Raw genomic sequence first — 14,260 nt, forward strand, 5'->3', positions numbered from 1 at the left:
ACAGACAAGAGTAATGTCTGTTCTACTTTGTTCCATTGATGCGCTTTCTATGTACGCGGCTTGCCGATTTTTCCGTTTTTCGTTCCTGCTCCCGCTTTGGAGACAGCAGGCTTCGACTTTCCTGTTTTTGCTGGTTTTTGCCGCGTTTCCGTTTGTTTCTCTGCAGGCTTGCCGCCACGACTTTCTTTCGGATCTTGCAACGCTCCGTGCGCCATGATTTTTTCTGTAATGCTCAAGCCCGTCTGTTTGGCAAATTTGCGGATGATAAACAGCTCCTGGGAAGTGATCACGGAAAAAACCAGTCCAGCCCGTCCCATGCGCCCTGTACGCCCGCTGCGGTGCACATACGTATCTGCGTCAGGGGCCGGGTCGTAGTGAACGACGCACTCCACACCGGGAATATCGATCCCTCTTGCAGAGACATCTGTCGTAATCAGAACGGGAAATACGCCATCACGAAATTGTTGGATCGTGCGCGCCCGATCCTCCTTCGTGGCCTCCCGATGCAGCAAACGGCATGGGAGGTGATGGTAATTCAGTTTGGAGACGATTTCATCCACCTTGTCAATCTGATTGACGAATACAATCGACGAACGCACATTCACGAGACGCAGCAGTCGGCGCAAGGTATCCACCTTTTTACGCGGATCGGTCAGCAGATACAGATGGGCGACTCCTTGTGCTCCCTCAGGTGCCGAAGCGCGGATGACAACCTCGTCTTTGGTGACCGCCGAGGCCTGGTCGATGATCGCTTCCGGAATCGTCGCAGAGAAAAACAGCCGCTGGGTGTCGCGCAAGGTCCGCTTCATCACATCGAATACAGGTTTGCCGAAGCCTGCATCCAGCATACGGTCAGCCTCGTCGACTACAACCGTTTTGACTTCATGCAGCTTGACTTTGCGCTGATCAATCAATTCCAGCAGCCTGCCTGGCGTGGCTACGATAAGCATCGGTTTTTTCTTCAACTTCTCGATCTGGCGCTTTACATCCACGCCCCCGATCAGTGGGAGAACAGCCGTATCTTGCCCAGGGAGCAATCCCTCAGCCACTCGGGCGATCTGCATGACCAACTCATGCGTCGGAGCCAATACAATGGCCTGTACATCCTTTTTATCGATATCTGCCTTGGACAGAATCGGCAGCAGATAGGCATAGGTTTTGCCTGTTCCGGTCGGCGATTCGACCAAGGCGTCTTTTCCTTCCCATATGACAGGAATCGCCTCTGCTTGCACAGGGGTCGGCGTCTCCATATTTTGTTCACGCAAACGTTCGAGAAGTGGTGCAGCAACATGTAAATCAGCAAACGTGGTACTCACAAGAACCCTCCTGGCATGAAAATCTTGCATTGGGTAAGCTTACCACACTTTGCCCGGAGAAAACAGAGGTCACGCAACAAGGCGAAATCCTTTTAGGACCTCGCCCGTTCAACCCTATCCGTTATTGGAATCCATACGGGTCTCCTGCTTTTCCTGCAGGTCGTGTCGATCCCGGCTTGTTGTCTGATTCCGGGTCCCTTTATCACTATTTTGGTACTCCTCTACTTCCTTCTGAAATTCTTCGTCGTATCCTCGCACAAGCCTCACCTCCTGCCTTTAGCTTTCCCGGCAGCCACTTTTCTTCATTCCTTGTAACTTTTTACCCGATTTTTCGTCCTAATGTAGTAGAAAGTTATCCGAGAAAGTAGGAATGACATGAGTGACACGATTCATACCTTATCGCGGACCCGTACGCGCAAAAAAGCCGCTCGGCGTAGACCCCTGCGTTGGGTGAAGCGTTTTTTTCTTGTTTCTACCCTCTGTTTTACCACTTTGGCCTTTTTGGGACTTCTTTTTCTATTTGGAACCAAGACAGGGGTAGAACTTCGCGAATGGGCTGCCGGTACCTTGCTGACCACGCAGCATGATTACTGGGCTCCGTACACTTTTTTACCTGAAGAAAAGCTGCAGGCTCTGAAACAGCAAATTACGAATCCAGAGGTGATCAATTCGGTTCCGGAGTCGGAACCAGATCCGCAAACCGACGTCATTTACGGACCCTTGCCTGTGCCAATGCCTGAACCGGAAAAACCGCGTGAGTTGATCGAAATCGAAGATATATACGTATCCAAGGGCAGTTATTTTTTCAGAGGCAAAATCATGTACATCAGCGATCCCAATCGGGTTCATCTTCTGGTGACCAACCGCAAGGACCGTGGGGATCTGCTGGACGAGTTCGCGAAAAAAACCAATGCACTTGGGATCGTCAATGCGAGCGGATTCCATGATCCAGACGGATACGGAAAAGGCGCTACTGCCTACGGAGTCGTGATCAAGGATGGGAAAATCCTGCAGGGCTACAATCCCAGATCAGGAGAGACCGCCCTTGGCATCACATACGATGGAAAGCTGGTGACAGGCAGCTACAGTGCCGAACAACTGGTCAAAATGGGTGTTCGGGATGCCATGAGCTTCCGTCCACAGTTGATCGTAAACGGCAAGAATCTCTTCGCAGACAAGCCTGCTAAAAGCTGGGGCATTCAACCGCGCACCGCGATCGGACAGAAAGAAGACGGAACGATTGTTTTCGCAGTTATCGACGGCCGCCAGCCCAGTCACTCCATCGGCGCCAGCATGAATGACATGGCCGAGCTTTTGGAGCAGCGCGGCGTCGTGACCGCGATGGCGATGGATGGCGGTTCCAGCTCGATGATGCTGTATAACGGAGAGGCAATCACCAGTACCTCTTCCCCTTATCATCGCGGGCGGTATTTGCCCAACGCATGGGCCGTGATGCCTGAGAGCGCTGAATAAAACAAATGCAAAACAGGCAGTCCCGAGAGATACCCGGGCTGCCTGTTTTCTTCATGCTTACAATTTAATGGGTGCCTTGCTCTGTGCCAGGCTCCATTCTTCTACATTCCATACCTGCGTCACCCAGTCTTCGTAGAATTCCGGTTCGTGGCAGACCAGCAGGACAGTGCCTTTGAATTCTTTTAATGCACGTCTCAATTCTTCCTTGGCGACAACATCCAAGTGGTTCGTCGGCTCGTCAAAAACCAGCCAATTGCTTTCACGCTGGAGCAGCTTGCATAGACGCACCTTCGCCTGCTCGCCCCCCGACAAGGCGTTCATGTTGCGGTTGATATGCTCGTTTTTCAAACCGCATCGAGCCAATGCGCCACGCACTTCATGGTTGGTCATGGAAGGAAATTCATTCCATACCTCGTCCAGGGCTGTGATCGGTTTGGCCTTTACTTCCTGTTCAAAGTAAGCAGGATGCAGGAAATCGCCGCGTTCCAGCTTGCCGCCGAGCGGAGGGATGATACCCAACAAGGTTTTGAGCAGCGTAGATTTTCCGACACCGTTCATCCCGACAATCGCGACTTTCTCGCCACGCTCCAGCTTGACGCTCAGCTTGGGCAGCAAAGTGTGGGAATACCCGATCTCCAGATCCTCTGTCTCGACGACGAAGCGGCTGCTCGCACGGGATTCCTTGAAATGAAAGGTCGGTTTCGCAGCTGATTCCGGTTTGTCGATGCGCTCCATCCGGTCCAGCTGCTTCTGGCGGCTTTTTGCCCGACCTGTCGTGGAGGCACGCGCTTTGTTTCGCGCAATGAAATCCTCCATTTTTGCAATCTCTTCCTGCTGCCGCTCAAATGCGTCGATGTGCTGGCTGCGCTTCATCTCAGACTGCGCCAGGAATGATTCATAGTTCCCTGTATAGCGGTTCAGCTTCGTAAATTCCAAATGATAGATCACGTTGACGACCTCGTTCATAAAGGACGTATCGTGAGAAATCAGCATGAATGCATACGGATATTCTTTGAGGTAATTCTTCAGCCAGACGATATGCTCCTCGTCCAGGTAGTTCGTCGGCTCATCAAGCAAGAGCACAGTCGGCTGCTCCAGCAGCAATTTGGCCAACAGTACCTTGGTGCGCTGTCCCCCCGACAATGAAGCGACATCTCGATCCAGTCCGATCGCGCTCAATCCCAGCGCGTTAGCGATCTCTTCCACCTTGGCATCGATCAGGTAAAAACCGCTTGTCTCCAGACGATCCTGAATCTCGCCCATACGCTCCAGCAGCTCTTCCAACTCCTCGGGAGAGGCGTCCGCCATTTTTTCCCCGATCTCCATCAATTCCTTTTCTTGCTCGAGCAATGGCGCAAAGGCATCCTTTAGCACATCACGGATGGTTTTTCCCGCTTCCAGCTTGGTATGCTGATCCAGATAGCCATACTGGACTTTCGGCATCCATTCGATGCGGCCGTGGTCTGCCATGTTTTGGCCCGTTAAAATCCCCATCATCGTCGATTTCCCGGTTCCATTAGCCCCGACCAGACCTACGCGGTCTCCGGGCTGCAAACGAAAGGAGACATCGCGAAACAAAATGCGGTCCCCAAATCCGTGGGACAAGTTTTCCACTATCAAGACACTCATAAATTCCTCCTGATTGTAAGCTCACTTAGGCGTTTAGCGTAATTCTTTCAAATCGTTTGGGAGAGTAGCGCTTCACATAGTCCTCACCAGCCATAATCAAGTGATCCAAGCGAACGCGCAGCTCCTGCACAGTGATTCCTTCCATCGCCGTATTTAAAATGGCCGATCGCGCCATCATCCGCAGCAGGTTCACTTCATTGCTGATTTTTTGCCCAAATATTTTTCCGCTGTGAACGATCTCTGAGCGCTGATTATACGATTTTTTGATGAACTCGGCAATCCTTTCCCGCTCTTCAAACGTGGTACCAAAATAATAAGCCATGCGCAGGCGCAATTTATAGGTGATCTCCCCTTTTTTTCCGTCAGGGGCAAAGAGAGATTCCAAGGCAATCCATAAATCGAGCAATTGGTCTTCTGTTCTCTTTTTTTCGAGCGACAGTGTATATCTGCGAAAAGCCAACGAAGGCAGCTTTTGATCCAGCAGAGAGACGAAGATCTCCTGGGCATTGGAATCAAAAACAAACCTGTTGCCATCGAGTGAGCGTTTCAGATAATTGATTCCGAACATATCGGGTTGAATCGTAACCACATAAGGGATCGAACAAATTCCATTCATTACAGACATGTTCAATTTGCCTTCCATTTCTTCGATCCAATCCTGATCATCCTTGATTCTCATATCGGGGGTATCCGCGACGAGAAACAGGCTCATGGGATCAACCCGTTTATCAAACAATCGTTTGTTTTCGTCCATTTCATTGCGCAGGTACTTGGAAGCCAACTCGTATGGTTTTTCCGCCCCCGCTACAAGGTAGTAGGAATTCGGTAGCTCCATCCGAAACGGTTTGGGTGCGATGGAATTAAAAACCGGTGCGATTAAAAGCGGCATGTGATCGCTCCTTTCAAAGGCTAACAGGCACGATATTGTTCTCTCTTTAAGTTAACATAATAAATATTATGTTGCATAGTCGTGAAGCGGACATGCTTCTCTATAGAATACCAGCATTTCCTATGTTTCGTCATCATTCACTTGCATCAAACTAATCTGGAAGGAGCTGATGAGTATGGACAAGGATTTACAACTCGATCAAAATCCGCACGAAGTCTATAATAATGAAGCAAGGCCCCTCGAGCAAACCGGAGAACCAATGCCTGGTACAAAAAAAGTAAAGCAGGAAAATCATTCGCGCCAAATTCGAACCAGAGAAGGGTAACACTCATGCCCGGCACACAATGCCGGGCCTTTCCACTTCCATTTATTTACAATAAAAAATATTGAATTGTCCCACAAGATTGTTCTATGATGGATTTACCATTTTCTTTGGAGGTTACGTACGATGACCCTCATTCCACTAAAAGGCATCAATAGTCCGCTTTCCCGAAATATTCATTTTCGTGTATCCCCTTTGTTTGAAATGGCGGCAAGCCTCCACACCTTGGCCCAGACTTCACCACCCGAGCCATTTGCAGAGTGGGCGGAAGAGATCATAGCGAATTTTCACTCAGAACGGCTGGTTAAGGAATGGGAATATTTCAAACCGGTTTTTCGGTACGGAATTCCGGAAATATTCGACCCAGTGCAAAATCCAGACCTCCATTCCAGCCCGGATTTATACTCCTACATCGTCCATCTGGAGACAAGATCGTTTCAGCACAGTCTGGTGCCCTTGCTTCAAAACTGGTCCCTTCATCATGAAAAGCCTGCAATCACCGAGGATATACATAGAGATCCTGACTATGTCAAAGGGCGTTTCAGCCTCTTTCTCTCTTCCTATTGGCAGCTATTTTTTGAAGCCATCTGGGAACAATTAGCTCCTGCATTTGACCAAGAGGCGAAGAAGTTACAGGCAGCATGCCATGACAGCTCAGCCTTGGCAGCATTCCTGCAAGACGTCTGTCCATCGTTCACCTATCTGGATGATCAGCTCCAGATTGCCCTCCCCGTTTCTGAGCCGGAACAAAAACCGGAACATATCCTCTTGTATCCCAGTCATTTTTATCGCTCGACACCTTTCTTATGCCAAAAAGGATCAAGCGTGCATGTCCAATATACGCTGGGATAAGCTCCTTTTATCCAATAAAAACGCCCTACGAAGGGCGTTTTTCGTATTGGCGCATGTGCGCAACAATAAGTTTATCGAGTTGTTGGCTAATCCTTACAATTTCTGGGTCCAGAAAATTGTATCCTGCATTTTTCGCGGCACTCTCCAGCTTTTGGCGCAAGTCATCAATCATTTTACTCGTAATCTCCATGCTGCCGACCCCCACCCGCACTATATCTCCCACTATTTTACAATAAATCAGGGATGGTGGAAAGGGTAATATGTGGTAAAAAGTAGCCTTGCACCATTTGGGTACAAGGCTACTTCGTCATCTCACATGGAGACTTATTTCATCACGTGGATTGGGTGGCCCAAGGCGAGCTCAGCCGCTTCCATGGTCACTTCACCCAAGGTCGGATGGGCATGAATGGTCAATTCAATGTCTTCTAGTGTCGCGCCCATTTCGATCGCCAATCCAACTTCAGCGATAATATTGGATGCTTCCGGCCCTACGATTTGTGCTCCGAGAACCAGCTTGGTTTCCTTGTCAGCGATCAGCTTCACATAGCCTTCCCCAGCATTGACGGAAAGAGCGCGGCCATTGGCCGCAAACGGGAACCGGCCAACGATATAATCGAGACCTTGCTCTTTTGCTTCCCGCTCGTTGATGCCGACGCTGGCAATTTCCGGATCGCAGAATACAACAGCTGGGATCGCTTTGTAATCTACTTCGGAAGGTTTGCCCGCGATTGCCTCGGCAGCCACTTTCGCTTCATAGGATGCTTTGTGTGCAAGCGCAGGTCCTGCCACGATATCCCCAATCGCGTACACGTTCGGGATATTGGTGCGGCCTTGCTTATCGACGACAACCAAACCTCTGTCTGTCAGGTTGATCCCTACTTCACGCAAGCCAAGCTCATCTGTATTCGGACGGCGGCCTACGGTCACGAGGACGTACTCTGCTTCGATTTGCTGTTGTTCGCCCTTCACTTCCGCCTTGACGATTACACCGTTCTCTGTCTCTTCCATGCCTTGTGCCAATGCCTTGGTCTTGATCTCTACGCCCAGCTTTTTCAGCTTGCGCTCAACCAATCGCGGCATGTCAGGCTCAAAGCCAGGCAGGATCTGATCAGAGCCTTCCAGGATGGTGACTTTGGTTCCGAACTTCGCAAAAACGGTACCCAGTTCGATACCAATGTAACCGCCGCCGATGATCACGAGGCTTTTTGGCAGTTCTGTCAGGGAGAGAGCTTCCGTGGAAGACAGCACTCGTTTGCCAAACGGGAATGCCGGCAGTTCAATTGGACGGGAGCCAGTCGCGATGATGCAGTGTTCAAAACGATAGCGGTTCACATCATAGCCGTGGAAGACCCGCACTTCATTTTCGGTTACGAACAGGGCTTCCCCTGGAATAACCTGGATTTTATGCCCCTTGAAGAGGGACGCAACGCCGCCAGTCAATTGTTTGACGATGCCGCTTTTCCACTCTTGCACTTTGGCAAAATCCACTCGTACATTATCCATGGTAATTCCCATGTCTGCCGTATGTTGTGTATGCTCATACGTATGTGCTGCGTGGATCATCGCTTTGGATGGGATGCAGCCCACGTTCAGGCACACGCCGCCCAAATCCGCTTTTTCCACGACGGCAACCGTTTTCCCCAGCTGAGCAGCACGAATGGCTGCTACATATCCGCCGGGACCAGCACCGATGACGAGGACGTCTACTTCTGTTGTAAATTCACCTACTACCATAGTTGTTTATCCCTCCATGACGAGCAGCGTAGGGTTCGCAAGCAGCTGCTTCACGTAGTTGATGAAGCGCTGTGCAGGCTCACCATCTACCAGACGATGGTCAAAGCTGAGCGAAAGCGACAGAACCTGACCCACTACGATTTCTCCGTTTTTCACCACTGGTTTTTCACTGATGCGTCCTACTCCCAGGATCGCAACATCAGGGTGGTTGATGATTGGTGTGAAGAACATGCCGCCAGCAGAACCGATATTGGTGATGCTGAAGGTAGATCCTTTCAACTCGTCTACAGTTGCCTTGCGATCACGCGCTTTTTTCGCCAGTTCGCCGATCTCGTCTGCGATTTGGAAAATCGACTTGCTGTTTGCCGCTTTGACGACAGGAACAAGCAGTCCGTCTTCAGTGGAAGTTGCGATTCCGATGTTATAGTACTTCTTGTAGATGATCTCTTGTTTTTCATCATCGATAGAAGCGTTCAATTCTGGGAACTTCTTCAGACCCGCTACGACCGCTTTTACGATCATCGGCAGATATGTCAATTTGACACCGCGCTCTTCTGCGAGTGGTTTCGCCTCTTTGCGCATTTCCACCAATGCCGTTACGTCTACTTCATCGAAGATCGTAACATGCGGCGCGGTATACGCCGATTTGACCATCGCTTTGGCAATCGCTTTGCGCATTCCTTTGAGCGGTACGCGTTCTTCCACTTCCCCGCCTGCTGCAGGTGTGTAGTGAACGGTTGGGGTAGCTGCAGCTTGGGAAACCCCTGTGGCTGCAGGTGCTTCTGCCGCCGGTGCAACCGCTGCTGCATCCGCTTGTGCTGCTGCCGGAGCTGCTGCCACGGCTCCGCCCGCGACGAAGCGGTCCACGTCCTCGCGTGTGATGCGGCCCAGTTTGCCTGTTCCAGGAACGGTCACCAGAGCAACGCCTTTTTCACGTGCATATTTGCGAACAGATGGTGTCGCCAATACGTGCTTGCGGTCAATTGGCGCAGCTGTTGCAGTCGCTGTCGCCTGACCCATTGGTGTCTCCAAAGCCTGATTTGCATTTGCGCTCACTTGGGAGCCGATGTCGCAGCCTGGCTCCATTTTGTCAGCAGAGGCTGCAGGTGCTGGAGCTGCTTCTGCCGCAGGAGCGTCACCATGACCATGTTCTGGCAAGTTCGGGATTTCACCCTCTACTTCAAACTCGATCAGAGGATCTCCAACCACACTGACAGTGCCTTCTGTCACCTTCAACTCGATGACTTTACCCTTTACAGGGGATGGAACCTCAACCACTGCCTTATCATTTTGCACTTCCATGATTACTTGGTCTTCTTCTACGCTATCTCCTGGCTGTACGTGCCACTTGACGATTTCGCCTTCATGGATGCCCTCGCCCAGCTCCGGGAGTCTGAATGTAAAACGACTCACGCTATTCTCCTCCTTCATAAACACTTCCGTAATGAAAACAGGTTTGTGCCAAAAGAAGGCGGAAAGCTCTCAACTTTTCCGCCAATTGTATCCTTGTTGCTCCATTAGAAGTCGAGCACTTGGGTCAGTCCATCCACGACGCGTTTCACGTCAGGGAGCCATACATCTTCTGCCTGAGCAAAAGGATATACGGTATCAGGAGCTGTCACGCGCAGGACAGGTGCTTCCAGATGAAGAATGGCGCGCTCATTGATTTGCGCAATGATTTCTGCTGCTACACCGGAAGTTCTTTGAGCCTCTTGTACCACGATGGCACGGTTGGTCTTCTTCACGGATTCGACAATGGTATCGATGTCGAGCGGGCTGATGGTGCGCAGGTCGATTACTTCTACCTTTGCTCCGCGCGCTTTCTCGATTTCTTCAGCCGCTTTCAGGCTGGTATGAACCATCGCACCGTACGTAATAATGGTAACGTCGCTGCCTTCTTTCACGATGTTCGCTTTTCCGAGCGGAATGGTGTATTCACCCTCGGGAACCTCTTGACGGAAGGAGCGGTAAAGCTTCATGTGCTCCAGGAACACAACAGGATCATTGTCGCGGATTGCGGAGATCAACAAACCTTTTGCATCGTATGGATTGGAAGGGATTACGACCTTCAGACCAGGCGTTTGCAGCATCAGACCTTCGAGGGAGTCTGCGTGCAGCTCTGGTGTTTTTACCCCGCCGCCAAAAGGAGAGCGGAATGTAACAGGGCTGGTAAAGCGCCCGCCGGAACGGTAGCGCATACGTGTTGCTTGGGAAGCAATCGCGTCAAAGGTCTCAAATACAAATCCGAAGAACTGGATTTCCGCTACGGGACGGAATCCATTGATGGAAAGACCTACTGCCAATCCGCCAATTCCGGACTCAGCCAGTGGTGTATCAAATACGCGCTGCTCGCCGAATTCAGCTTGCAGGCCTTCAGTAGCGCGGAATACCCCGCCGTTTTTCCCTACGTCTTCCCCAAAGACGAGTACGGTTTCATCGCGTTTCAACTCAACGCGCATTGCATCCGTAATGGCTTGAACCATTGTCATTTGTGCCATGGCTTACTTCGACTCCTTCGCCAGGTATTCTGCCTTTTGTTCTTCCAATGCTGGTGGCAGTGTCTCGAACATAACATCGATCAGTTCGGATACTTTCATTTTTGGCGTTTCATCCGCCTTCTTGATTGCATCTGCTACTGCTTGTTTCGCTTCTTCGATGACAGCTTCTTCGTCTTTTTCGCTCCACAAGCCTTTGCTCTCGAGGAATTTGCGGAAGCGGATCAGCGGGTCATTCAGTTCCCACTCGCTTTGCTCTTCACCTGTACGGTAGCGAGTCGGGTCATCCCCTGCCATCGTGTGCGGGCCATAACGGTAAGTCAAGGCTTCGATCAGGGTCGCTCCTTCGCCGTTTACGCCACGCTCTCTCGCTTTTTGCACTGCGTAGTAAACAGCCATGATATCCATTCCGTCAATGCGCTCGCTTGCGATACCTGCTGCAACCGCTTTAACCGCGATATTTTCAGAAGCAGTCTGCTTTTCAAATGGAAGGGAGATCGCATAGCCGTTGTTTTGCGAGAAGAAAATAACAGGCAACTTGTACACACCTGCGAAGTTCATGCCCTCGTAGAAGTCACCTTGTGAAGTCGCACCATCACCAAAGTAGTTGATGGCTACACGCTTTTCACCGCGCAGTTTGTAACCCATCGCTACCCCAGTAGCCTGTGTGCATTGCGCAGCGATAATGATTTGCGGCATCAGGACATTGACGCCTTCTGGAATGCGTCCGCCCTCGATATGACCGCGGGAATACAGGAATGCTTTATGCATCGGGTATCCATGCCACACCATTTGCGGAATATCACGGTAGCTCGGCAGGATAAAGTCTTCTTTGGAAAGAGCTGCCTCGGAACCGATCATGCTTGCTTCTTGTCCTGCTACAGGAGCGTAGAAGCCGAGACGTCCTTGACGGTTCAAACTGATCGCGCGTTGGTCCCACACGCGGGTAAAGACCATTTTACGCATCAGTTCGCGCAATTCATCATCGGAGAGCTTTGGCATCAAGTCAGGACGAACTACCGTCCCATCCGGTGCAAGAATTTGCAGCGGGGTGTTATTGCCTGTTTGTTCAACAGCAGTGGATACGCTCATCACATTTCACCTCGTCACTAGATTAAGGGGCTTTCGCGACTCCCCGAAGTTCCTATGGCAACCAAGCGATTGCTCAGTCGTCAGTCGTTAGGGAATCTCGCCAGCTTCCTTTGTTGATTGTTGTCGCTGTTACAGTACCCTGTTATACCTCAGAAGAAAGTCTGTTTAATGTGTTATAGCATTGATATTACAGGGTTTATTTCCTTCCTGTTATCATTTACTATAAAAGCTGTATCATTTTTTTTCAAGCCTTAAGTTTATTTTGTGGAAAACGTAGGAGGCCGTAAAACGTGTCAGATTATGTAAAACGCACGATTTTCAAGGAAGAAGTCCCCAGCCAATACGTAGATGCTCCTCGCCTGGTCAAAGTGTACGCACCCCCAGGATACAATGAACTTCTTTCGTATCCAGTCGTCTATTGCCAGGATGGAAATGACTTTTTCACGATGGGAAGAATCGCGACCATCGCCAATCAATTGATCCTCGAAGAAGGCATCGAGCCCTTCATGATCGTAGGCGTATCTGTCGAGCGAAGCAAACGCACCAGCGAGTACGCTGCCAATGGTTTCCGCACGGAAGCCTACAAACGCTTTTTTACAGACGAATTGCTCCCCTATATTGAGGAGCGTTATCCTATCCGTCGCGATCCTTCATCACGTGTCTTGGCAGGTGATTCTTTGGGCGGGACCGTATCCCTTCATCTCGCGTTGGATCGACCTGATCTGTTTCCAAAGGTACTATCCTTGTCCGGCGCTTTCTTTCAGCCTACGTTGGACGCTTTGAGCATGAAGGAGAGCTTGAACTGGCTGGACATCTGGATGGTCGTCGGTTTGGATGAGACGGCAGTGGAGACACATAGCGGGACATTTGATTTTATCTACTGGAATCGCGAAGCCAAGCAAATCCTGGAGCAAAAAGGTGCGGCTGTCTCCTATCGCGAGAAGCCGGGAGATCACGTCTGGGGCCTTTGGCAAAAAGAACTGCCTGATGGCCTGCGACACTTCTTTCCTGCCTCTCTCCTGTAGCAATCGTCTACAAGCCGTTGATTTCCTGAATTTGCTCGTACTCATAATACCTGCCATCTGCCAGATAGATCCCCTGGTGGGTGGCTTGTTCGATTTCTCCGGCTACTTGTGTGTCGTTGTTCAGCACAATATTGACGATTTTACTCTCGTCGCGCTGCATCTGGTTTTGAATGCGTTCCCGATCCCTTGCTGAGATCATTCCCTTCCCTCCATTTCCAAATGATTGGATTATCCCTAGTATTTCATAGGCGGCTGTGATTTACACAACTGCCCGGACAATAATAGAAGCCCCCTACAGACGGAGGGGGCTTTCTTCCAATACGCTTGTGATGATTTCCAGAACACGGGAAATATCGTTCTCACTGATGTGGCGATGCGTTGTAAAGCGCGTCACGTACTCATCAAAATCGCTTGCCAGGACCCCTTTATCGCTCAAACGCGAGATGAAATCCACGGCTGTCAATTGGCGGGAAGCCGTATTGACCAGTACGATATTGGTGTCTACCGGCGCTACATCCAGCCCAAGCTCACGCAGGCCTTTTTCCAGTTGTTGGGCATGGGTGTGATCTTCTGCCAGACGTCCCGTCATCTGCGTAAGGGCAATGATCCCCGGCGCCGCCAAATAACCTGCCTGCCGCATGCCGCCTCCCAGCTTTTTGCGCCACCATCTCGCTTCAGCGATAAAATCCCGATCTCCTGCCAGAATCGAACCAACAGGGGCACTCAAGCCTTTGGACAAACAGACCTGAACCGTATCCGTGTACTTCGTCAACGCGCGGACATCGACGCTGAGTGCTGCCGCCGCGTTAAACAATCGCGCTCCATCGAGGTGCACCGGGACCCGGTGCTTCTGTGCCACATCGTACACTTCTTTCATCTGCTCCGGTGTCAGAATGGCTCCTCCCGCCCGATTATGCGTATTTTCCATACAGATCAGCTTTGTTCTCGGGAAGTGAATATTGTTCCCGCGGATGGCCTTTTCCACATCGACAGCGTTCATCGCGCCGCGCTCGCCTGGCAATGTTCGGGTCTGGACTCCAGCCAAAGCTGCCATCGCCCCGCTCTCGTAGTAGAACAGATGGGATTCGGCTTCCAGAATTACCTCATCACCATTGACACAGTGGGTCAAGACTGCCACTTGATTCCCCTGCGTGCCGCTCGTCACAAATAAGGCAGCTTCCTTTCCCAAAAGGTCTGCCGCGATCTCCTCCAAACGATTGACAGTAGGGTCCTCCTGATACACATCGTCTCCTACTTCAGCCTGTGCCATCGCGAGTATCATTTCTTCGGTTGGTTTCGTCACCGTATCACTGCGCAAATCGATCTTCATCTCTAGAAGTCCTCCTCTATCAGACAGTACGAGTAAACTTTCCACATTGCATCTGCAATTCCCTCTTTGCTAATATGGAGAAGAGACTTTATTCCAGTTAGGA

General features: G+C 50.7%; 15 protein-coding genes. 4 read left to right on the top strand and 11 right to left on the bottom strand.

Going from position 1 to position 14,260, the window contains the following annotated elements; genetic code table 11:
- Positions 1-47 precede the first annotated feature (47 nt).
- Together T458_RS41720 and T458_RS57215 are read right to left on the bottom strand one after the other, a co-directional pair.
- Positions 48-1,316 (bottom strand): DEAD/DEAH box helicase, encoded by a 1,269-nt coding sequence (locus tag T458_RS41720; RefSeq protein ID WP_023557016.1) that lies wholly within the window; start codon positions 1,314-1,316, stop codon positions 48-50.
- 114 nt (positions 1,317-1,430) lie between these two features.
- A complete protein-coding gene (locus T458_RS57215; RefSeq protein ID WP_023557017.1) occupies positions 1,431-1,574 on the bottom strand; it encodes a hypothetical protein in 144 nt (47 codons plus the stop codon).
- A gap of 129 nt (positions 1,575-1,703) precedes the next feature.
- On the opposite strand from T458_RS57215, the gene T458_RS41725 reads away from it, so the two are divergent.
- Complete coding sequence (locus T458_RS41725) at positions 1,704-2,789, top strand: phosphodiester glycosidase family protein (protein ID WP_031305810.1); 1,086 nt, start codon at positions 1,704-1,706, stop codon at positions 2,787-2,789.
- Positions 2,790-2,846: 57 nt separating this feature from the next.
- On the opposite strand, the gene T458_RS41730 is transcribed toward T458_RS41725, so the two are convergent.
- Positions 2,847-4,418: an ABC-F family ATP-binding cassette domain-containing protein gene (locus T458_RS41730; RefSeq protein ID WP_023557019.1), complete on the bottom strand. Its 1,572-nt coding sequence runs from the start codon at positions 4,416-4,418 to the stop codon at positions 2,847-2,849.
- Between the two features lie 25 nt (positions 4,419-4,443).
- Complete coding sequence (locus tag T458_RS41735) at positions 4,444-5,307, bottom strand: HEPN domain-containing protein (RefSeq protein ID WP_023557020.1); 864 nt, start codon at positions 5,305-5,307, stop codon at positions 4,444-4,446.
- A gap of 175 nt (positions 5,308-5,482) precedes the next feature.
- On the opposite strand from T458_RS41735, the gene T458_RS41740 reads away from it, so the two are divergent.
- Both T458_RS41740 and T458_RS41745 read left to right on the top strand, forming a co-directional pair.
- Complete coding sequence (locus T458_RS41740; RefSeq protein WP_023557021.1) at positions 5,483-5,632, top strand: small acid-soluble spore protein P; 150 nt, start codon at positions 5,483-5,485, stop codon at positions 5,630-5,632.
- A gap of 123 nt (positions 5,633-5,755) precedes the next feature.
- Positions 5,756-6,481: a hypothetical protein gene (locus tag T458_RS41745; protein WP_023557022.1), complete on the top strand. Its 726-nt coding sequence runs from the start codon at positions 5,756-5,758 to the stop codon at positions 6,479-6,481.
- 25 nt (positions 6,482-6,506) lie between these two features.
- Here T458_RS41745 and T458_RS41750 read toward each other — a convergent pair whose 3' ends face one another.
- From T458_RS41750 to pdhA, 5 genes are all read right to left on the bottom strand, one after another.
- Positions 6,507-6,671 (bottom strand): aspartyl-phosphate phosphatase Spo0E family protein, encoded by a 165-nt coding sequence (locus T458_RS41750; RefSeq protein ID WP_023557023.1) that lies wholly within the window; start codon positions 6,669-6,671, stop codon positions 6,507-6,509.
- Between the two features lie 134 nt (positions 6,672-6,805).
- Entirely contained in the window at positions 6,806-8,215 is a 1,410-nt protein-coding gene (gene lpdA, locus T458_RS41755; RefSeq protein ID WP_023557024.1) for a dihydrolipoyl dehydrogenase, read from the bottom strand.
- A 6-nt stretch (positions 8,216-8,221) separates the two neighbouring features.
- Positions 8,222-9,628: a dihydrolipoamide acetyltransferase family protein gene (locus tag T458_RS41760; protein ID WP_023557025.1), complete on the bottom strand. Its 1,407-nt coding sequence runs from the start codon at positions 9,626-9,628 to the stop codon at positions 8,222-8,224.
- Positions 9,629-9,732: 104 nt separating this feature from the next.
- A complete protein-coding gene (locus T458_RS41765; protein ID WP_023557026.1) occupies positions 9,733-10,713 on the bottom strand; it encodes an alpha-ketoacid dehydrogenase subunit beta in 981 nt (326 codons plus the stop codon).
- Positions 10,714-10,716: 3 nt separating this feature from the next.
- Positions 10,717-11,802 (bottom strand): pyruvate dehydrogenase (acetyl-transferring) E1 component subunit alpha, encoded by a 1,086-nt coding sequence (gene pdhA, locus T458_RS41770; RefSeq protein WP_023557027.1) that lies wholly within the window; start codon positions 11,800-11,802, stop codon positions 10,717-10,719.
- 290 nt (positions 11,803-12,092) lie between these two features.
- On the opposite strand from pdhA, the gene T458_RS41775 reads away from it, so the two are divergent.
- Entirely contained in the window at positions 12,093-12,827 is a 735-nt protein-coding gene (locus T458_RS41775) for an alpha/beta hydrolase (RefSeq protein ID WP_023557028.1), read from the top strand.
- A gap of 7 nt (positions 12,828-12,834) precedes the next feature.
- Here T458_RS41775 and T458_RS41780 read toward each other — a convergent pair whose 3' ends face one another.
- A complete protein-coding gene (locus tag T458_RS41780; protein WP_023557029.1) occupies positions 12,835-13,026 on the bottom strand; it encodes a hypothetical protein in 192 nt (63 codons plus the stop codon).
- Between the two features lie 93 nt (positions 13,027-13,119).
- Positions 13,120-14,157, bottom strand: coding sequence for a low-specificity L-threonine aldolase (gene ltaE / locus T458_RS41785; RefSeq protein WP_023557030.1), 1,038 nt, complete (start codon positions 14,155-14,157; stop codon positions 13,120-13,122).
- Between the last annotated feature and the right edge of the window lie 103 nt (positions 14,158-14,260).

It is taken from the genome of Brevibacillus panacihumi W25 (assembly GCF_000503775.1).
Lineage (GTDB): Bacteria > Bacillota > Bacilli > Brevibacillales > Brevibacillaceae > Brevibacillus > Brevibacillus panacihumi_A.